Here is a 20835-nt window from a genome sequence, read left to right as displayed (position 1 = left end):
CTCCCAAGCCAAGGGTCTGCACAACACTTTCAAAAAAGAGTGCAAGTAGTTTTTGTAAGGTGCTGAACATTGCATTCGTGCATCCAGAGCAATAAGGCGCTTCCCATATATAACACTTTTAACCAATGCCAATAGTATTTTTTTGACACCTGACCACACGAAAATACAATTTCTCCAACAAATCCTCGGTTTTAAAGATAGTCTACAAGAACCAAAAAGCAATACATCATTCTAATCAATCTCGTTTTAAAGGAAAAATACATCAAATAAATTCCATTTTAATAAATATTCCTGACTAATTAAAATTTAAACATGTCTATAGACTAACTATTTTTTCGTTTAATGATGCAAAGTATCTAATTCCGTTGTATAATGATTAAATATTTAGAAAATAATATCTTTTAACCTACTTTTAACACGGATGTCATAACATTGGAAGTATAACTGGTACGAAAGAAGGGTTGGTTAGGCTTAATTGCTTAGGTGAGACCTGATTTCAGTAATTGAGTAGGAGAGGTGAATGGCAGTGAATACGAAGACCCTACTTGTGACAGGTGGCCACGGATTTATCGGCTCCCATATCATCCATTATTATTTAAACAAATACCCAGATTACCAAATCGTTAATATCGATTACAATACACAAGCTGGCTGCATAGAAACTCTCTCAAAACATACAGCGCGCTATGCCTATCACCGCGTGGATATCCGCAATGCGCATGCCATCAATCACTTGTTTGAGCTTTATAACATAACGGACATCCTTCATTTCGCAGCAGAAACGCGCAGCATGGACTGTGTCGGGGAAATTCGGCTTTATGAACAAACCAATGTTTTCGGAACGATGAACCTTTTGTATGCTGCACAAAGTGCGTGGATGCTAGGTGCTCATCAACCTAACCCCAACTACGCGGCGTCCCGTTTTCATCACTTGTCACTGGCAGATACGAAACAAGAAACTTTATATAGCGAAAGCAAAGAAAAAGCCGACGTCATGATCCGAAATTTTCATGAGCAGTACGGTTTGAATATCGTCACTACTGCCAGTCCAGAAGTTTTTGCACCTATGCAGCAAGAGGACAAACTGACTGGGAGCTACTTTCAGCATTCAGTAGAAAGTAAACTCGCCCCCTTAGAAGAATCCACAGCTGAACTGCGAGGTAGGCTGTTTGTTCGTGATCTATGCGAGGCAATCGACACGGTTTTTCGTTTAGGAGAAACAGGTGAGCGCTATGAAATGGGTTTGAATGCGCATTTAGGGAACAACGAATTTACTTGGAATATCCCCTCGTTACTAGAGGATCATTTCCCGGGAAATACCCGAGGCAACAGACAACCCAACAGTGGCTGTGCTCTTGACTAACCAGACGCTAACATGCACCTTTCAGAATTCGCGCAGCATTCAAGCAGGACTTACACATAAGCATAAAACAAGTTATTTCTGAACAACTAATAGAAAACAGACTAGTAGATGAGGTGAATTTATGAGTACATTCAGCAATGCCCGTTTGTTTGATTTTGAAAAGCCGGAACGTCCGATCAAATCGATTGCACTGATTCATAAAAACATGAAGCCGGGTGGTGTGGAAATGCTTGTCGTCCGCATGGTTAAGTGGCTCAGCGCGAATGACTACAAAGTGACGTTGTTTCTATTTAGTAACGGTGGCCCTTTACTGCACGAACTCGAAGCGATTGAAGGCGTCACAATCGTGGTCGATGAAGACGCAAGTGATCCTTCGGTGAACTTGTGGCTCGTCACAAAAATGCTGAGCAGGCGCTTAGAACAGAAATTCGATTTGGTGTATTCGTTTGGGCCCATGTCGTTTTTGTTATCCTATCTGTTGCCGGCCAGTAAGCGCATGTCGGGTGTTTACAACCCGAACAGCTATGCACCAAAAGGGCTGCACGGAACGGTCAAAACACTCAAACTAATCGATCCCAAGTACTATCAAAAACTGCTGTTTATGAATCCGTCTGTCAAAGAAAAAACCGAACAAGTAATTGGCGAACCGTTAGAAAACGCCATTTTCCCACTGCCTCTGGATTTTTGTGCGCCAACGAAAACCTTAGGCAACTTCCATTCGCGTCGCATCGTTTCTTTCGGTCAACTCGCTGACTTTCGCACTTATAATTACTACATGATCGAGATTATGGAAAAGCTGATCCAAATCGACCCGGAATTCACCTACCACATTTACGGAGACGGTCCAGGAGAAGACAGCTTACGCAATAAAATCAACAACTCCGCGGCGCGTGAACACATTTTCATGCACGGCAAGTTTACTTGCGATGACAAGAGGCGCGGACTGCCAAACACGTTTTGCTTTATCGGGATGGGGGTTTCACTAATCGAAGCAGCAGGTTGCGGCATTCCGGGAATCACTACCAAGATCAATGATCCGTTCGGATTGACACAGGGCTTTCTCCACCAACTGCCGCCATACGAAAGCGGCGATTCGTTCTCAGCAGACAGCGAACTGTACAGCGTCCAAGAGCAAATCGAAAAGTTGCTGTCGAGTGAAGCGCATTATGACCAAATCTCCAAATATGGCCGCTTAAAAGCCAACGAATTTGAAAGCAACCACGTCATGGAAAAATTCATCAAAGAAGCAGAAGCCCCAAAATTCTCTTTCCGCTTACATTAGAAAAATAGGCATTTTGACTAACAAATTAAAAAGGACATATTTTCGTCTCTGTAGATACTTGTTTATCAAAATGTCACAATAGTTAATGTGTCATTTTGACTAGTAATATCTATACAAAGCCTTTATAATGGTAATATTAGAGAGAGAGAAGTATATAGGACCTATAAAAAAAGTGGGAAGTGAGATGAAGGACTTATGGTGGACTACGAGTCTTATAAGGAAAAAGTGGAGAAACGCCACAACAAAGCATTAGTAGAAGTCATAAAAGACCTTTACGTCAACGAAGACCTTGGGCCATCAGTGAGTGCAAAGCAACTTGGAATGCCAAGGCAAGCCTTTCTCCATTTCGTGCAGCATTACGATTTGAAGAAACTCAAGTTCGGCGAATCCGAAAAACCAAACAATTCAATCGAGACACCAGACCAACCAATAACATAATCCACAAAACCCCGCCCTTGCATTTCAAGAGCGGGGTTTTGTTGGAAGGGAGAAGGTAACATTTTTCGTGAAAGTCGTGTATAAAAGTAAAAAGAATAGATAGGAATAGCAAACACCCGGGGTTCGAAAGTAGTAAACACGGATAGAAGGAGCAACCGTTTTTGCTCTACCCAAAGCGATCGAAAGCGTCTTCTAAAACCCCACAAAAACTACAAGTACTCTCTTTTGAAAATGTTGTGTAGAACCTTGGCTTGGGAGCACGTCCCTGGGTCGGCCACAAATTAAGGAACATTTGAGTCCGACCCAGGGACGACAACGGTCCAGACACAAATTGGAGAACATTTGTGTCTAGCCCCAAGTGAACATGAAACCAGCCTCACGATAAAAGCGCCGGCGCGTGCACCACCGCCGCCAAGCGACACCAGAACTTCACACCCACTACCCACCCCAAAAAAGTAAGTTCGCTGAGTCTCCCCCAACACCAGCCGAGGCGCGACAGGGGCTAGGCGAAGCAATAAGACAAGTGCACTTCTTGGCTTATTGCGGGAGCCAAGCCCAAAGCGCCCGAAGGCGACTTCTAAAACCTCACCAAATATCTCTACTCACCCAAAACACGATAAAAGCGCCGGCGCGTGCACCACCGCCGCCAAGCGACATCAGAACCCACACCCACTACCCCCACCAAAAAGTATGTTCGTTGAAATCCCCCACAACAACCCTCATCAGCTTATAACCTACACAATTCCCAATAACAAAAAAAGCGCAATCCCACAACAGGACCACGCTCACCAACCTTACATATTCAAATGCGCCTTCAACGTCGACTGAATCTCCGCAAGCTCCGCATCATCCATAACATAATACCAAATCCCATTAATCGTCTCGCCCGTGCCATCCTCCACCATCAACTGATCAACCGTACCGATCGCATCGCGGTAATTCGACTGCACATCCATCATCTCATCAAACGTCATATTCGTCCGCACATTATCACCAAGCGCCGTGAAAATATCCTGGTAATTCAACAAACTATTCACCGAAGCCCCTTTTTTCATAATCCCTTGAATCACTTGCTTTTGACGATTCTGACGACCAAAATCACCTTCAGGATCTTGCTTACGCATGCGCACATACCCCAAAGCCTCTTCGCCATTAAGTGCAATCGTCCCTTTAGCAAACTCATCAAACGCTAGCGTGTTGTTCACTTCCACACCGCCGACCGCATCGACAATATCTTGGAAACCTTCCATGTTCACTTGCATCACATAGTCAATCGGAATATCCAATAAATTCTCAACCGTCGCCATCGACATTTCAATGCCACCAAACGCATAGGCGTGGTTAACCTTATCGGTCGTGCCGCGTCCAACAATTTCGGTATACGTATCACGCGGAATCGAAACCATTTTCGTTGATTGGTCTGCGGGGTTAATGGTCATAACGACCATCGTATCCGAACGCCCACGATCATCTTCGCGTTCATCAACACCGAGCAACAACACCGAAAACGGATCTTGATCACTCAGCACAACTTCTTGGTCCGTCGTGCGCTTATCGGATGCTTCGCGTTCGATCGGTTCATGAATTTCTTCTAAGGTGTTCGTAAAACTCGTATAAACCGTAAACAAATAAATGCCGAGACCGATTACAATGACACCGAGTATGCCGAATACCCATGGCCATTTTTTCTTCTTGTTTTTTTTTTCTCTTCTGCCCATCAAACGAATCTCCTTTAGTTAGCGATAAAATACGCTTCCAGTTCTTGTGCCCATAATGCAGCGCCTTTGTCATTGGGTAACCCGTCTTGCGTTAAATAGTCTTTTAGACCAACATCGTCCGTATCTGGCCATGCAGACCAGTGGTCGATATAAGCATAGCCATTTGTTTCAGCAAATTCACTTAACGCTGTAATCTGCGCCAAATAATAACCCGCACCAAAAATCGGTTGAGAAGGGTGGAGTACGATGGCGGCATCGTCTACCTCATTCGCAAGTCGCGCATCAAACGCTCGAATGTGTTCGCGTTCTTGTTCAATGGCGACGCGGTCGTTATTCATCAAAGTCATGGGCTCAAGAAGTACGACGTCATAACCTGCCGAAAGATCCACCGAGGCAAGTGCTTCAGAAGTTCCTTCCATAGAAGTAACCGCCACATCGATAAATTCCCCATACGCCTCTTCTAACGAAACAGCGAGTCGCTCTGCGTAACCCGGTTCACCAGACTCCAGCGCTGCAGACCCAGCGACGAGTAGTTTTAAGTCATCCCCATTGTCATTTCGGGTAGTAAAAAGTTGCTGTAACTGTTCGTCCATATTGGCAGTCAATCGTTCGATGTTCACAGAATCGACGCTTTTATCCGGCTCTTCTTTGTCTTTCTGTTGATCACCAGCCTCAGCCTCTACTCTTTCTGGTTTCACCAACACGTTATCTAGTTTCTCCTGCCACGTTAAGTAGCTAAAAACTAGCGCAATCACACAAATAATAACAGCTAACACAGCTGCGATTTTATACCATTTCATCTAAATACTCCTTTCAACAATCACCAATACGTATCAATAAACATAGCATAAATCATTCTAATAGCCTATTAAACTTTTTGAAATTGGAAGTTCTTTCTACACTCTCCTATGTTATACTATTTTATGTTGTTTATTGAACAATTATGATAAGAATTTGAAATTTAAAGGAGATAATTACGACATGGAAGAAACCATTAGCTTACAAGACCTGTTTAAAACACTAAAAAAACGGGCTGGATTAATAGCGTTGTTAACCATTTTAGCCATTACGATCGCAGGGGTTGTATCGTTCCTAGTGTTAACTCCGATGTATGAGACTTCCACACAAATCTTGGTTAACCAAGAAGCAACTGAAGCTTCCCAACTGACCAACCAAAACATCCAAACAGACCTTCAATTAATCAATACATATTCCGTCATCATCAAAAGTCCGGCCATCTTAGATGAAGTATCCAGTCAACTAGGTCTTGATATGTCGGTTGAACAGTTAAACAGCAAAATCACAGTTGCGACTGCGGAAAACTCGCAAGTCGTCAACGTCACCGTACAAGACGAAGACCCGGCACTGGCCGTTGATATTGCCAACACCACTGCAAAAGTGTTTGAAGGCGAGATCAAAGAGTTGATGAACGTTGACAACGTGTCAATTTTGTCACCAGCCGTATTAAAAGAAAATCCATCACCTGTCGCACCAAACCCGATGCTGAATATGGCGATTGCCGCTGTCATTGGCTTAATGCTCGGTGTCGGTATCGCATTCTTACTGGAGTATTTGGATACGACGATTAAAACAGAGCAAGACATCGAAGACATTCTAGGCGTTCCATTACTCGGTGTGATTTCACCAATCAAAGAAGATGCAAAACTAGAGCAACCGACAACATCGAAAAGAAGGGCGGGATAGACGATGGCAAGAAAGAAAAAAGTTCTGCAGGAAACTGCACGTAAACTCATCGCATTTACAACACCACGCTCTTTTGTAGCAGAGCAATTCCGTACACTGCGCACCAACATCAACTTTTCGTCACCAGACGCAGAAGTTCATACACTAGTCATCACGTCAGCGGCGCCTTCTGAAGGAAAGTCAACGACGGCTGCAAACTTAGCAGTTGTGTTTGCACAAGAAGGCAAAAAAGTATTGATCGTTGACGGCGATATGCGAAAACCAACGACGCATTATACATTCCGGATGGGGAACACAATTGGTTTATCCAGTGTGTTAACGCGTCAAAATACCATTGATGAAGTGATTCGTCCAACAGCGGTTGAACACCTCGACTTGATGACATGTGGTCCGATTCCCCCAAACCCAGCAGAGCTATTAGCGTCAAGATCCATGACTACTTTAATCGACCAACTCAAAAACCGGTACGACTTGATCATTTTCGATGCACCGCCTGTGTTGTCCGTAACCGATGGACAAATTTTGGCGAACAAATGTGAAGGGACGATTCTTGTCGTCAGTTCAGGCAATACCGAAAAAGACATGGCGGTCAAAGCCAAAGAAGCGATTGAATCTTCGAATAGTCGATTGATTGGTGCCGTATTGAACAATTTCGCGCTGCCAAAAGACAATTATTATTACCAATACTATGGGACAAAAGAGTAAAAAGGACTCCCTTTTTACTTTTTTTAAAGCACTAAAGGAGGAAACACCAATGATCGACACGCACGCCCATATCCTGCCTGGACTTGACGACGGGGCAGAGACAATGGAACAAACAAAACGACTGCTGGAAAAAGCGGTAGAAGAGCAACTTACCGGCATTATTGCAACGCCGCATGCTTTTCATCCGAATTTCACGACCAATCTCGCGGCTTTAAACAAGCAATTAGAGGGGGTCAATAGCTGGATTGCCGAACAGCAATTGCCAATTACCATTTACAGTGGACAAGAATGCCGACTTGGTGAAAAACTTCCTGAAAAACTAGCTGCAAAAGAAGCCTTAACACTAGCGGGATCACGCTACGTGTTGTTGGAGTTGCCGTCTTCTGGTATTCCGGCGTACACGGTGCCCATTATTCAACAGTTAATCATGAAAAACTACGTACCGATTATTGCCCATGCCGAACGCAACCAAGGCATCATCGAAAAACCAGAGCGCTTGAAAAAGCTCTTGCTTCACGGGGCGATGGCACAAGTGACGGCAGGTTCTGTTGCAGGCAGCTTTGGTAAAGCCATTCAACGCACGGCGATGAGCTTGATCGACGCCAATTTGATCCACGTTTACGGCTCCGATGTTCACAGCCTGGACAAACGGCCATTCCTCTTTAACGAAGGCCTCGATTATTTGGAGAAAAAGAACCAGCACGACATGGTGGATATTTTCCTAGAAAACAATGAACGCATTCTATTGGACGAACATTTCCATGTATTAGAGCCTGAAGACATCTCTAAAGGCAAATGGTGGAAACTATTTACTTGATAAATAACAAAAAAGTATTATTTTGTTTGAAAAATCCTATCATTTCCATTTAAACGTATGTTAGAATGAGGGAAGATTTTTACCCAGTTAAGTAGAAAGTACTGGATGATGAAAGGAATGACCCTCATGTCACTGAAAAACCGTGTTTCGTTGTTACTAATCGTTGACTCGATTATTGTCTTTTTCTCTATTTTTGTCGGTTATTATGTGCTTTATCCATATAACGATGTGTTACAAAATCAATTTTTGCTCGCCAGCGCGTTAACGATTTTTATCGCGCATCACGCCCTGGCGATGTATTACGGCTTGTACCGGAAAGTATGGGAATACGCATCCATCGGTGAGTTAACATCGATTTTCAAAGCGGTCACGTGGTCCATCGTAGTCATTGGCCTCGTCCAATTTGTTTACAGAGGCGATGTATTATTCCGTGCCTTACTCATTACGTGGATGCTGCATTTGTTGTTAATCGGCGGATCGCGGTTGTCTTGGCGCTTGTTTCGAGACAATACGATGAACCCGAAAACAGCAGACTTAAAACGCACCTTAATCGTCGGTGCCGGAAAAGCAGGCAGCTTAGTATCCCGTCAATTACTGGCCAATCCTGAAAACGGCTTACTGCCAGTGTTGTACGTAGATGACGACAAAAACAAACAAGGCCTGGATATTTACGGCGTCCGCGTTGTGCACGGCACGACCCAAAACATTGCCGACATCGCGTTAGACAACAAAATTGACATCATCATTATCGCGATCCCGTCACTCGGCAAACAAGAAACAGCCGAGCTGATCAAGACGTGCATGGACTCAGGTGTCCGCACACAAACCATTCCACTCATTGAAGACATCATGACCGGTAAAGTATCGGTAACCGATATTCAAGACGTGAAAATTGAAGACTTGTTAGGTCGCGACGAAGTCAAACTGGACATGGATAAAATCGCCAGTCAACTAACGAGTAAAACCATTTTAGTCACAGGCGCGGGTGGTTCGATCGGTTCGGAAATTTCTCGTCAAATCGCACGTTTCGGACCAAAGAAACTCCTGCTACTCGGACACGGCGAAAATTCCATTTACTTGATCGACATGGAGCTGCGTCAAACCGTAGCACCGGACACAGAAATCATACCGATTATCGCGGACGTTCAAGACCGCGAACGCATTTTAGACATTATGAATACATACAAACCGGATGTGGTATACCACGCAGCGGCGCATAAACACGTCCCGCTGATGGAAAGCAATCCGATGGAAGCAGTTAAAAACAATGTGTACGGCACGAAAAACGTCGCAGAAGCCGCACACATGAGCGGCGTTGGTAATTTCGTCATGGTGTCAACGGACAAAGCCGTCAACCCACCGAACGTCATGGGCGCAACGAAACGTTTTGCCGAAATGATTGTGCAAAACTTAGCAAAACGTAGTGATACGAAATTTGCGGCTGTACGCTTTGGTAATGTGCTCGGTTCTCGCGGCTCGGTCATTCCACTGTTTAAAAAACAAATCGCAGCAGGCGGTCCCGTAACCGTAACCGACCCACGCATGACCCGTTATTTCATGACCATTCCAGAAGCATCGCGTTTAGTGATTCAAGCGGGAACACTCGCTGAAGGTGGCGAAGTGTTTGTCCTCGATATGGGCGAACCGGTGAAAATTGTCGATCTGGCACAAAACTTAATCCGCTTGTCGGGTTACGCAGAAGGCGAAATTGGCATTAACTTTTCTGGGATTCGTCCGGGAGAGAAATTGTTTGAGGAATTGTTGAATGATAACGAGATTCAGACAGAGCAAGTGTTCCCGAAGATTTATATTGGGAAAGCGAATCCGGTTAGTGAGGGTGAGTTGACTTATCTTTTAGAGAAGTTGCCGGAGATGCGGAATGATGAGGTTAAGGATGTACTTGTTACTTTGGCTAATCGGAAGAATGTTGAGATACCGAAGATTAAAGTAGGAACTATGTAACTTTTCATAAATAACTCAAATGAATGGAACGTGTTGTTATGTATAAAAATATAATTAAAAGAGCATTAGATTTCATAACTGCTTTGTTATTTCTACCATTTTTGTTAATTATTATAGTAATTGTTGGGTTAGTTATTAAAATAGAAGACCGAGGTCCTGTATTTTATTCAGCAAATCGATTAGGTAAAAATGAGAGTACTTATAAAATGTATAAATTCAGAACGATGAAGGTTAATGCCCCTGATCTCAGAAATGATGATGGTTCTACCTTTAATTCCGACCAAGATCCACGCCTTCTGAATTCAGGGAAATTCTTTAGAAAAACTAGTATTGATGAACTTCCTCAATTAATTAATGTTCTTATTGGGAACATGAGTATTATTGGTCCACGACCGGATTTGCCGGAACACATTTTTCAGTATACTGAGCCTGAAAAAGAAAAGTTGTCTGTATTGCCGGGAGTAACTGGATACAATCAAGCTTATTTTAGAAATTCAATTGAATGGTCTGAAAGAAAAAAGAATGATGTTTATTATGCGAAAAACGTACGGTTTTTGTTCGACTTAAGAATTTTTCTTAAAACGATCCAAACAGTCCTCTTTAGAAGAAATGTCTTTAATGCAAATGAGGCTTAATGATATGAAATATGATTTTATTGATTTGCCTTGGGATACTGAATACTTCGGAGTTAAGTCAGGGAAAGTTGTAATAAATGAAGAAATAGAACTACACGATATTAAAGAAATCATTAGACTAGCGGAAGCTTACGAATTCATTACAATCAATAATATTAACAATCAGCCTCTAAATAATTTTTTGATTGGAAAATATACTAACGCATTCATAGTAGATACGAACGTTCAATTTGAAATGAATGTTCAGCATAAAAAAGGTGAAAATTATTTTGATGCTATGGATACCTATAAAAAAAATATCGATTTAATAAAGATTGCCGAAAACTCCTTTAACTTTTCTCGCTTTTATAACGACCCCTTCCTTAATATACAACTAAGCAAGCAACTATATTCTAATTGGATAAATAATTCTTTTAGTAAAAAAGAAAAATACTTTATTGTCGCAGAAGTGAACGAAGAAATACTCGGATATCTTCTATTTTCTTTTAATAAGTCGGATGCTTTAACTATTGAACTAATTTCCCTAGATAAAACAGCTCAAGGAAAAGGTATAGGTACAAAGCTGCTAGATTCACTAGTATATTTTGCTGGAAATAATAATATACATAAAATTAAAGTTGGAACTCAAATCGATAATCTACAAGCAATCAATTTTTATATGAAAAAAGGATTTAGTTTAAGCTCTAAATCATCAATTTATCATTTTTGGCCAAGAAAGGAACTTTTAAATGACTGAGAAATTTATTCCGTACTGTCTTCCAGACATAACTGACGCTGAAATTAAAGAAGTTGTAGATACATTAGAATCGGGATGGCTGGCAAAAGGTCCTAAAACAATTGAGTTTGAAGAGAAATTCGCAGAATACGTTGGAGCTAAATATGCGGTAGCAATGAATTCGTGTACTGCAGCGTTACACATAGCTTTAATAGCTGCTGGCGTTGGTCCAGGAGATGAAGTAATCACAACTTCCATGACTTTTGCTGCATCAGTTAACACAATTCTGCATGTTGGAGCTACTCCAGTATTTGTAGACATCGATGCGGATACTGGATTGATAGACGTGAATAAAATTGAAGAAAAAGTTACAGATAAAACAAAAGCTATCGTTCCAGTACACTATGCAGGACAGGCTTGTGATTTGGATACGATATATAAAATTGCAGATAAATATAATCTTTTCATATCAGAAGATGCTGCTCATGCAATCTATACCGAATATAAAGGTAAAAGAATTGGCTACAAACCTCAAGGAGCAGTTTCTTATAGTTTTTATGCCACTAAAAACCTTGCTACTGGTGAAGGTGGAATGTTGGTTACAGATAACAAAGAAATCGCAGACCGTGCTCGTGTTTTGATAACTCATGGTATGAGCAAAAATGCTTGGAATCGTTATGCTAAAGGGGGATCTTGGATGTATGATATCGAAGAGCCCGGTTTTAAATATAATATGTTTGATCTACAAGCGGCACTTGGTTTGACACAATTAGATCGATTAGATGAAATGCAATATAAACGTGAAGAACTTGCTAAAATTTATATTGAAGAGCTTTCTGAGATTAAAGGTTTAGAGTTACAAAAAGTTAATAATCACACATCTAAGCATGCATGGCATTTATTTATTATTAGAGTAACTGAAGATTTCCCCCTTACTAGAGATCAGCTAATAGAGTATTTAGCGGAAAATAATATTGGAACTAGTGTACACTTTATTCCAGTTCATATGATGACAGCATATAGTTCTTACAAAAAAAATGCGAATTTAAGTGAAACCGAAGGATGGTTTAGCGAAATCTTATCACTCCCTCTTTATTCTACTCTTAATAAAAACGATGTAAGGTATATTACTAAACATATTAAGTCTATATTAAAGAGTTCGAAAGTTTACTAAAATCAAGTTGATTTATATACAGAATGAAAGTTCTTTTACTCTTATATAAATATTATTTTATCAATTTTAAAGATAATTTACTGTAAGGAAGAGGTATGATATGAAAAAGGTTCTAGTTGTAGCTCAGTTTACTCAACTTCCTGGAGAAAAAGGTAATAACAGAAGTAGATTTAGGTATATATGTGAAAATTTAGCTTTAGATGGACACCAAGTAACACAGGTGACAAGTAGTTTTAGAGATGTTGATAAGAAACAACGCGCTTGGGAAATTCAAGAGCACACTGATTTACCCTATGAAGTAATTATATTAAATGATCCAGGTTATGAGAAAAATATAAGTTTTCAACGTATAAAGAGTCAAAGGACTTTTGCGATTAATTTAAAAAATTGGCTTACAAAGCAAGAAAAATTTGATTTGATATATTGTTCAGTACCACCACATGAAGCAGGATTAGTAGCTGCAAATTATGCGCAAAAAAATAAAATACCATTCATCATTGATGTCCAAGATTTATGGCCAGAAGCAATGAAAATGGCATTTAACATACCGATAATTAGTAATATTGCTTTTTATCCAATGAAAACCTTAGCGAATAAAGTATATTCAATGGCTGATGGAATAGTAGCTTGTTCCCAAACTTACCTTGATAGAGCGGTCTCTGTATCACATAAAAACCCTGAAAAAGCGAAAGTTTTTTTAGGTACAGATCTTTCAATTGTTGATAAAAGTAGTGATGTTACCACCAACATAATTGAAAAGAACGAAGGAGAAAAATGGATTACATATACAGGTTCATTAAGTCATAGTTATGATATTGGAACGTTAATAGAGGCAATAAAAAACTTGCATTTTTTAAAAGGGGTCAGAAATACAAAATTAATTATTATGGGAAGCGGACCATTAGAAGATAAATTTAAAAAACATTCTGAAGATGCTGGAATAAATGTAGAATTTACCGGATGGGTTAGTTATAACACAATGGTTAATAACCTTAAAAATTCAGATGTTCTTGTGAATGCAATAAAATCTAATGCACCACAAAGTATAACAAATAAAATTAGCGACTATGTCTCAGCTGGAACGCCCATAATTAACGGAAGTCCTAATTTAGAATTTAAAAGAATGATTGAAGAAAAGAAAATAGGTTTTAATTATGTTTCGGAAGACGTTAAGTCAATGGTGGAAGCAATTAATAGAGTACTTTCTTTAACCCCTTTCGAAAAGCAGGAAATGAAGAGGAATTCGAGGGAACTAGCGGAAGAAGAATTTGATCGTCAAAATTCATATAGAAAAATAAATGAGATTGTTAACGTATTACTTTATAGATAAGATGTTCAATCAATGTGGAGGGTTAAAATGATAATTGTTAAGTTATGGGGGGGGTTGGGCAACCAATTATTCCAATACGCTTATGGGTATCAACTCGCGGAAAAACTAAAAACAGGTTTAAAACTGGATATTTCTTTTTATGAAAAACAAAATTTAAGAAAACCGATTATTCTAGAATTTAATTTGAAATTCCCTGAAACTTTGTCTAAAAAAAATCTTTCCCCGATGACAAATTTTTTTAACACAAAAAATGTTAATCGAATCATTCGAATACCTTCCACTTTCTGTCTTCCAATCGAAGATGGATTCAAATACTTAAAAGAAACTAGACATTATTATAAAGAAGAACTTAAAGTTTACAACCGAAATAATGTTTATATTGATGGTTATTGGCAGTGTCCTCTCTATTTTGAAAATATGAGAAGTGAGTTGATATCGCAATTTGAATTAAAAAGAAGTATATCATTAAAAATGCAAGGGTTTATTACTAAGTTCGAAAAAGAGAACAGCATTGCGATACATGTTAGAAGAGGAGATTATGTTAACAATAAAAATCCTTTCAGTAAACTCGTGTTAATTAGTAAGGAATATTATGATGAAGCAATTAAAAGGGCTTATGAAAAAATACCAAATCCTCATTTTTATTTCTTTACAAACGATGTAAAGTGGGTTAAGGAAAATTATAAAAATTTGCCTAATTCTCATATTATTTCAGATGATATCTCCTGTGAAGATTTTGAAGAATTAATATTGATAAGTCGTTGCAAGCATCAAATTATTTCAAATAGCACTTTTAGTTGGTGGGGGGCTTGGCTCAATTCAAATATTGATAAAAGTGTCTGGGCACCTGAGCAGGGTTTTGGAAATAATGATATCCTACCAACCGAATGGTGTAAAATCCCAATATGAATTAATATATTGAAGAGGCAAATTGGATGAATTAGGAGAGAGTGTATGAAGGATATTAAGTTTAGCATAATTATAGTTAGCCTTAACGCAGGAGGTGATCTTGAAAGAACGGTGGAATCTGTGCTTAACCAAGATTATTCGGGATATGAGATTATAGTTAAAGATGGTCTATCATCAGACGGTTCTACACAAAGACTACCCGTCAATAATAGGATATCTATATACTATGAAAAAGATCTTGGTATATATGATGCTATGAACCAGGCTATTCAATATGTCGGAGGTGAATATGTTATATTCTTAAATTGTGGTGATACTTTCTACTCAGAGACTACTCTCTCCGATACAGCTAGAGAGATTTCTAAAAATATAGGAGCTAAAATTTATTATGGTGACAACTTTACGGGAAATAGAAATGTTATTCTTCAAGCACCCCGTAAGATGACAAACTATATCTGCTTTACCAAAATATTATGTCATCAATCTACATTCTATGAAAAAAACTTCTTGCAAAAACGTTTATTTGACACTAAATATAAAATTGCAGCAGATGCACATTTTTACATTTCAGCGTTTAAACTTAAAAACTTCAATTTGAAATATATCCCAGTTGTAGTGTCGTATTATCAGGGTGGAGGTTTTTCTGAAACTATATCAAATAAGAAGCGTGGATTGCTTGAACATAAACAAATTCTTAAAGAAGTTTTTAGTAGAAAAGAATATTTTCTATCTCGTCTATTGCAGATGATTATGCTTTATCCAATAAAACAATGGCTTTCAACGCAACTCTGGTTCGAAAAACCTTATAATAGAATAGCAAATATAGTTTACACTCTAAAAAATCAATATTCTATTAGATAGTAACATTGTTGTTGAAAGCTACATTAATTTTATAGAGGTGCGTATGAAAAAAAGAATTCTATTTATATATCCAGATATGATGATTGGTGGCAGCACAACAAGCTTATTATCGATTTTAAATTTATTTGATTATTCAAAATACGAAGTTGATTTAATTTTGGGTATAAATGATGGACCGCTTTATAATATGATTCCCTCGGAGGTAAATATATTAAAGCAAGCCCACCCCTATCCAAATAGAGTAGGTAGACTATTTAATGTACTATTAAAACCATCAATTGGTTTGGTGTATATTAAAGCTCAAAAATTAGCTATGAAACGTGAAAATTTGCTTATTTCACATCAGATAATGGCATATGAAAAAATTAAAATGGATCGTATTGTCGAAACTTATTATGATGTAGCGATTGGCTTCCTAGAATGCTGGCCCACAGCGTATCTCGCTTCCAACGTTAATGCAGAAAGAAAAATAGCATGGCTACATTTAGATTATTTAGGTAGTGGATTAGAACCGAAGTACGATCAAAAAAGTTATGATCAGTTTGATAATATAGTTGTAGTTTCAGAAAATTGTAAAGAAAGTTTCAATCAATCTTTTCCAGACTATTCTTTTAAGTCATTAGTAATTGAAAATATATTATCAGAGAAAACAATTCTCGAATTTGCAGAAGAAAATGATATTGATTTAAAAATAGATAAAAATTATATAAATATGGTCACGACTTGTAGAATAGTATTTTCACATAAAGGATTGGATAGGGCAATTAAGATTCTTGGTCGATTGAAAAGAGAGCAAACTGAATTTAATATTAGATGGTATATCATTGGAAATGGTCCTGATTATGAAAAATTAAGGAGTTATATTTCAACAGAAAAATTAGAAGAGAATATTTTTCTTTTAGGAGAGCAAAAGAACCCTTTTAAATATATGAAAGATATGGATTTGTTTTTTCTTCCTTCTCGGTATGAGGGGAAGCCAATGGCAATTACAGAAGCTCACATGTTGGGGTTACCATCACTTGTTACTGAGTATGTTTCATCAAGGGAACAAATAGAAGATGGAATAGATGGTGTAATTGTAAATAATGATGATATTAGTTTATATGAATCTCTAATGAATCTTAACAAGAGGCTCTATGATATAGATGAATTAAAGAAAAACATCAAGTTAAGAGAATATTCGAATATAGAAGAATTTGATAAAATAGAAAAATTAATCGAGGGCTAATATGTTAAAAAAACTAACTAACTATTTCTTGCGGCTACCCAAAATAATCTATTGGAATCTTATTTATTTAAATAGGTTGAAAGTTAGTCCATTTCAAAGTGTACATTGGGATACTGATTTGAAAATTAAAGGTAAATCTGAGGTTATAATCAATCATTCACTTGAAACTAGGAGAGGCGTAGCCATACGGGTCGAGTCTGGAAAGCTAGAAATAGGATCCGGTTGTTTTATTAATACAAACAGTAGCATTACTAGTATTGAAAAAATTTCAATAGGAAAAAATTGTAAGATAGGTAATAACGTTGTAATAGTTGATCATGATCATGATTATAAAAACTTGCCAAATGCTCCCCTTGTTTCAACTCCAGTGAGTATTGGGGAAAATGTTTGGATAGGTGCTAATAGTGTAATTCTTCGGGGGACAGAAATTGGTGATAATTGTGTCATCGCCGCGGGAACTATTGTTAAAGGGCAAATACCTGACGATACAATAGTCTATCAAAAAAAAAGTAACATATTTAAAAAAGTAAAAGGTTACTAATAAAAAAGGTGAATGTGCAGAAAATGACTAATATAATTTCTCGGAAAAACTTTTCAAGTTATATTCTAATAGCGTATTTTTTTATGTTACCTTTTGAATATCCTCTAGCTACGTCTTTTGGAAGCTTGTTGAGGTATATTGCAATTTTATATATACCATTTGTATTTATTGATATTGTAAGAAATCAACAAGAAAGAGTTCGTTTTGATAGCACTCAGTTATTATTATTATTATGGATGTTTTATGGTTTTGTTTCATTTTTTTGGGCACCCGATGATAAGGGTTATTGGCAACATTATTATTTAATTTACTTGAAAAATAGCATGATGTTATTTTTGGTTAGTTTCATTAATTATAAATCAAAGGAATACGAACTAATAAAGAGTGCTAGTATTCTAGGAGTAGTGTGCATTGGTCTATATATTATTTTTATACCAAGTGCCACAATGTATGATTCATATGAAGGACGTTTGTTACTGCGAGCGGGAGATAGTGATTTTGATCCCAATTATCTAGTCGCAACTTTCATTTTACCAATGGCGATTTGTGTCGAAAGATTTTTTACCTCACTAAAAAATAATAAAGTTAAGGCTGCAATTTATTTAGTTATTCTTATAATGTTAACGTGGATTTCTTTACTAACGGGTTCACGCGGAGGAATTTTGGGCATTACAGCTATGCTAACTGTAAGTATTTTATTACAAGTAAAAGATTTAAGAAAAACTCTTTCAATTTTAGCTATCACAACTATATTATTTATTTTATTACCGTATATACTAGAAACTTTACCACAAACAATTCAAGCAAGATTTTCTATCGATAGTATGACAGGACAGCGGGATGGTGGGGCTGCTAGATTATTAATTTGGTCATATTTAATAGAACTAATCTCGAAGTATCCAATTTTTGGTGTTGGTGCTGGGAGTACTATACCTGCATTAAAGGAGATTGGTTTTACTCTTGGAGCTGTCGCACATAACACTTATCTAGCGTTATTAGTGGAATACGGTTTCATTGGTTTTATAATATTTTCTATTTACTTATATAAAAATACAAAAGTTATTAGAAAAGAAAGAAAAGGTTTTGAACTAGCGGCTTTGGCGGGAATATTAGTTTCAATTACATTTTTGGACGCGTTTACTACAAAGTTTTTTTGGGGGATGTTAATTTTTCTTACAATACGAAAAAATATGGTAAGTGAAAAATCCATTAAAAGCGAGGTAAAAAGTAATGGATAGAATTAGATACCTCAAATATTCTTGGTGCTTTTTCAAATACCTTGTTGCATTAGTTATATCAGTATTTATGAAGCTAAATAAATCCTATAGAGACGTTTGGTTGATAGCCGAACGTGGGACAGATGCAAGAGATAATGGTGTTGTGTTTTTTAAGTTTTTGAGAGAGCATCATTCTGATATTAACGCATATTATGTAATAGCTCGTAATTCATCTGATTATAATAAAGTTGTTCGAATAGGGCCAACTGTTAATGCTGGTTCTTTTAGGCATTACCTTCTTTTTGCTTTATCAAAAGTTAAAATTAGCACTCATATAATGGGGTATTCACCCAATATAGATTTTTTTACGAGTGTAGAAAAGTATCTGGAAATTGTTTCAGGTATCAAAGTATTTCTTCAACACGGTATTATAAAAGACAATCTTACAACATTACACTCAGATCAAGTCCGTTTAGATCTATTTATTTGTGGTGCAAAACCTGAATATGAATATGTCTTGAAAAATTTTGGTTTTAAACAGGACGTTATAAAATACCTTGGACTAACTCGATTCGACTGCTTACACGATGATTTTAAAATCAAGTCGCAGATTCTTCTAATGCCTACCTGGAGATGGATGCATAATGGAATAGAAGAAAGTAGTGAGTTTAAAAAAACGGAGTATTATAAAAAATATCAAGAATTAATTAATTCATCAATATTGGAAGAAAAATTAAAAAAAACTAATATTAAATTAATTTTTTATCCTCATTATGAAGTTCAAAAGTTTATTAGTTGCTTTAATTCAAACAGCGAAAATGTGGTTATAGCGAAAATAAGTGATTACGATATTCAAGATTTGTTAAAAGAATCTTCAGTATTAATAACAGATTATTCAAGTGTATATTTTGATTTTGCTTATATGAATAAACCGATAATTTATTATCACTTTGACTACGACGATTATAGGAAAACACAATATGAAGAAGGATATTATGATTATGAAAATGACGGATTTGGACCGGTTTGTCAAGATATTAATGAACTATTAGAAGCTTTATCAGAAAGTATTTCTATTAATTACAATATCTCTGAAAAGTACTCTAAAAGGACTGATAGTTTTTTCTTAATTAATGATAAGAAAAACTGTATTAGAACATTTGAAGCAATTCAAGATCTTGTAACTGAAAGAGATAGGTGATTTAAGTCATGTGTTTAATTTCAATAATAGTACCAGTTTATAATGGTGAAAAATATTTAACACGATCATTAGATTCATTAGTAAAAGAAAAAGACCCATTAGTAGAAATAATTGTTGTTAATGATGGATCTACTGATAGCACTAATAGTATACTGGAAAATTATCCTGAAATAAAAGTAGTCAATAAGCAAAACAAAGGAGTTAGTTCTGCTAGGAATTTAGGCATAGAATATTCTAACGGAGAATATCTGATGTTTGTGGATGCAGATGACAAGTTGGCCAGTGAAACAATCGTAAGTTTAGTAGAAACAATCTTATTGAACAAACCTGATTTTATATGTTATCGAAGGCAGGATGTTCATGGTCTTCTTGAAAATGTTTCTATTAAAAATAATGACATTGTCTATTATGAACTAGGGAAGGACAGTTATGTTGAGGAATATCTTAGTACAACGAAGCATACTTTTAGCGTGTGTAATAAAGTATATAAGAAATCTACAATAGTGAACAATAATATTAGATTCGAAGAATCATTAAAACTAAGTGAAGATGCTTTGTTTAATTTAGTTTACTTTTTATATAGTGGAAATAAGATAATTTTTGATTTCCGAGCAGTCTATTTTAGATATTGGAATGAAAATTCCACAATTCATAAACCGATTAGTTCTTATTTTTCGAAGAATATAGTTTTTATTGATAGGTACAAAAAAATCTTGGCGCAAAAAGGAATCGCACATAAAGAATATGAAAGTGTAATTGAAAATTTGTATTATGCTACTGCAAAAGCTTCATTATATCGCTTATATAATTGTATTGATTATTCTTCAGCTAATGAGAGAATAATTGAAATTAATAAAATCATAAATGTTAAAGAGGTATTAAATGCAACTGCGACTATGAAAAAACACTTAGCATTACCTAGTGATAAATTAGTTAATAGATTAATTAAGTTAGGAAATGCTAGATTACTCTATATCTGTTTGATAAGTATAAGGAAATTCAGAAAAATATTAAATGTTTAAATTAGAAAACATT

The 20835-nt window shown here is 37.1% G+C and carries 20 protein-coding genes; 18 read left to right on the top strand and 2 right to left on the bottom strand.

Going from position 1 to position 20835, the window contains the following annotated elements; genetic code table 11:
• Positions 1 to 520: 520 nt before the first annotated feature.
• From FQ085_RS03335 to FQ085_RS03325, 3 genes are all read left to right on the top strand, one after another.
• Positions 521 to 1363, top strand: coding sequence for a GDP-mannose 4,6-dehydratase (locus FQ085_RS03335; RefSeq protein ID WP_262499745.1), 843 nt, complete (start codon positions 521 to 523; stop codon positions 1361 to 1363).
• Between the two features lie 121 nt (positions 1364 to 1484).
• The gene (locus FQ085_RS03330; RefSeq protein WP_149455933.1) at positions 1485 to 2645 is read left to right on the top strand and encodes a glycosyltransferase; all 1161 of its coding nucleotides are present in this window, start codon (positions 1485 to 1487) and stop codon (positions 2643 to 2645) included.
• Positions 2646 to 2840: 195 nt separating this feature from the next.
• Positions 2841 to 3083, top strand: coding sequence for a hypothetical protein (locus FQ085_RS03325; protein WP_058384531.1), 243 nt, complete (start codon positions 2841 to 2843; stop codon positions 3081 to 3083).
• Positions 3084 to 3877: 794 nt separating this feature from the next.
• Here FQ085_RS03325 and tagU read toward each other — a convergent pair.
• Entirely contained in the window at positions 3878 to 4801 is a 924-nt protein-coding gene (gene tagU, locus FQ085_RS03320; RefSeq protein WP_149455932.1) for a polyisoprenyl-teichoic acid--peptidoglycan teichoic acid transferase TagU, read from the bottom strand.
• Positions 4802 to 4815: 14 nt separating this feature from the next.
• Positions 4816 to 5601 carry an SGNH/GDSL hydrolase family protein gene (locus FQ085_RS03315; protein ID WP_149455931.1) on the bottom strand — a complete coding sequence of 262 codons (786 nt, stop codon included), beginning with the start codon at positions 5599 to 5601 and terminating at the stop codon, positions 4816 to 4818.
• Positions 5602 to 5782: 181 nt separating this feature from the next.
• Here FQ085_RS03315 and FQ085_RS03310 point away from each other — a divergent pair, with 181 nt between their 5' ends.
• From FQ085_RS03310 to FQ085_RS03240, 15 genes are all read left to right on the top strand, one after another.
• Positions 5783 to 6505 carry a YveK family protein gene (locus FQ085_RS03310; protein ID WP_149455930.1) on the top strand — a complete coding sequence of 241 codons (723 nt, stop codon included), beginning with the start codon at positions 5783 to 5785 and terminating at the stop codon, positions 6503 to 6505.
• 3 nt (positions 6506 to 6508) lie between these two features.
• On the top strand, positions 6509 to 7210 hold the full coding sequence (locus FQ085_RS03305) for a CpsD/CapB family tyrosine-protein kinase (protein WP_058384535.1): 702 nt from the start codon (positions 6509 to 6511) through the stop codon (positions 7208 to 7210).
• Between the two features lie 49 nt (positions 7211 to 7259).
• Positions 7260 to 8027: a tyrosine-protein phosphatase gene (locus tag FQ085_RS03300; RefSeq protein ID WP_058384536.1), complete on the top strand. Its 768-nt coding sequence runs from the start codon at positions 7260 to 7262 to the stop codon at positions 8025 to 8027.
• 126 nt (positions 8028 to 8153) lie between these two features.
• Positions 8154 to 9989 carry a polysaccharide biosynthesis protein gene (locus FQ085_RS03295; RefSeq protein ID WP_149455929.1) on the top strand — a complete coding sequence of 612 codons (1836 nt, stop codon included), beginning with the start codon at positions 8154 to 8156 and terminating at the stop codon, positions 9987 to 9989.
• 38 nt (positions 9990 to 10027) lie between these two features.
• On the top strand, positions 10028 to 10624 hold the full coding sequence (locus FQ085_RS03290) for a sugar transferase (RefSeq protein WP_149455928.1): 597 nt from the start codon (positions 10028 to 10030) through the stop codon (positions 10622 to 10624).
• Positions 10625 to 10628: 4 nt separating this feature from the next.
• Positions 10629 to 11360 (top strand): GNAT family N-acetyltransferase, encoded by a 732-nt coding sequence (locus FQ085_RS03285; RefSeq protein ID WP_188074705.1) that lies wholly within the window; start codon positions 10629 to 10631, stop codon positions 11358 to 11360.
• Positions 11353 to 12513 carry a DegT/DnrJ/EryC1/StrS family aminotransferase gene (locus tag FQ085_RS03280; RefSeq protein ID WP_149455926.1) on the top strand — a complete coding sequence of 387 codons (1161 nt, stop codon included), beginning with the start codon at positions 11353 to 11355 and terminating at the stop codon, positions 12511 to 12513. The genes FQ085_RS03285 and FQ085_RS03280 overlap by 8 nt, the downstream gene beginning before the upstream one ends.
• Before the next feature lie 100 nt (positions 12514 to 12613).
• On the top strand, positions 12614 to 13843 hold the full coding sequence (locus FQ085_RS03275) for a glycosyltransferase family 4 protein (RefSeq protein WP_149455925.1): 1230 nt from the start codon (positions 12614 to 12616) through the stop codon (positions 13841 to 13843).
• Between the two features lie 27 nt (positions 13844 to 13870).
• On the top strand, positions 13871 to 14752 hold the full coding sequence (locus tag FQ085_RS03270) for an alpha-1,2-fucosyltransferase (RefSeq protein ID WP_188074704.1): 882 nt from the start codon (positions 13871 to 13873) through the stop codon (positions 14750 to 14752).
• Between the two features lie 45 nt (positions 14753 to 14797).
• A complete protein-coding gene (locus FQ085_RS03265; protein ID WP_149455923.1) occupies positions 14798 to 15613 on the top strand; it encodes a glycosyltransferase in 816 nt (271 codons plus the stop codon).
• Positions 15614 to 15656: 43 nt separating this feature from the next.
• Positions 15657 to 16841 carry a glycosyltransferase gene (locus FQ085_RS03260; protein ID WP_149455922.1) on the top strand — a complete coding sequence of 395 codons (1185 nt, stop codon included), beginning with the start codon at positions 15657 to 15659 and terminating at the stop codon, positions 16839 to 16841.
• Between the two features lies 1 nt (position 16842).
• Positions 16843 to 17382: an acyltransferase gene (locus tag FQ085_RS03255; RefSeq protein WP_149455921.1), complete on the top strand. Its 540-nt coding sequence runs from the start codon at positions 16843 to 16845 to the stop codon at positions 17380 to 17382.
• A 23-nt stretch (positions 17383 to 17405) separates the two neighbouring features.
• A complete protein-coding gene (locus FQ085_RS03250; protein WP_149455920.1) occupies positions 17406 to 18620 on the top strand; it encodes an O-antigen ligase family protein in 1215 nt (404 codons plus the stop codon).
• Positions 18613 to 19800, top strand: coding sequence for a CDP-glycerol glycerophosphotransferase family protein (locus FQ085_RS03245; protein WP_149455919.1), 1188 nt, complete (start codon positions 18613 to 18615; stop codon positions 19798 to 19800). The genes FQ085_RS03250 and FQ085_RS03245 overlap by 8 nt, the downstream gene beginning before the upstream one ends.
• 8 nt (positions 19801 to 19808) lie before the next feature.
• Complete coding sequence (locus FQ085_RS03240; RefSeq protein ID WP_149455918.1) at positions 19809 to 20822, top strand: glycosyltransferase family 2 protein; 1014 nt, start codon at positions 19809 to 19811, stop codon at positions 20820 to 20822.
• Positions 20823 to 20835: the final 13 nt, after the last annotated feature.

Source organism: Planococcus sp. ANT_H30, assembly GCF_008369335.1.
In the GTDB taxonomy this organism is placed as follows: domain Bacteria; phylum Bacillota; class Bacilli; order Bacillales_A; family Planococcaceae; genus Planococcus; species Planococcus kocurii.
This window is presented reverse-complemented; position numbering and strand designations above follow the sequence as displayed.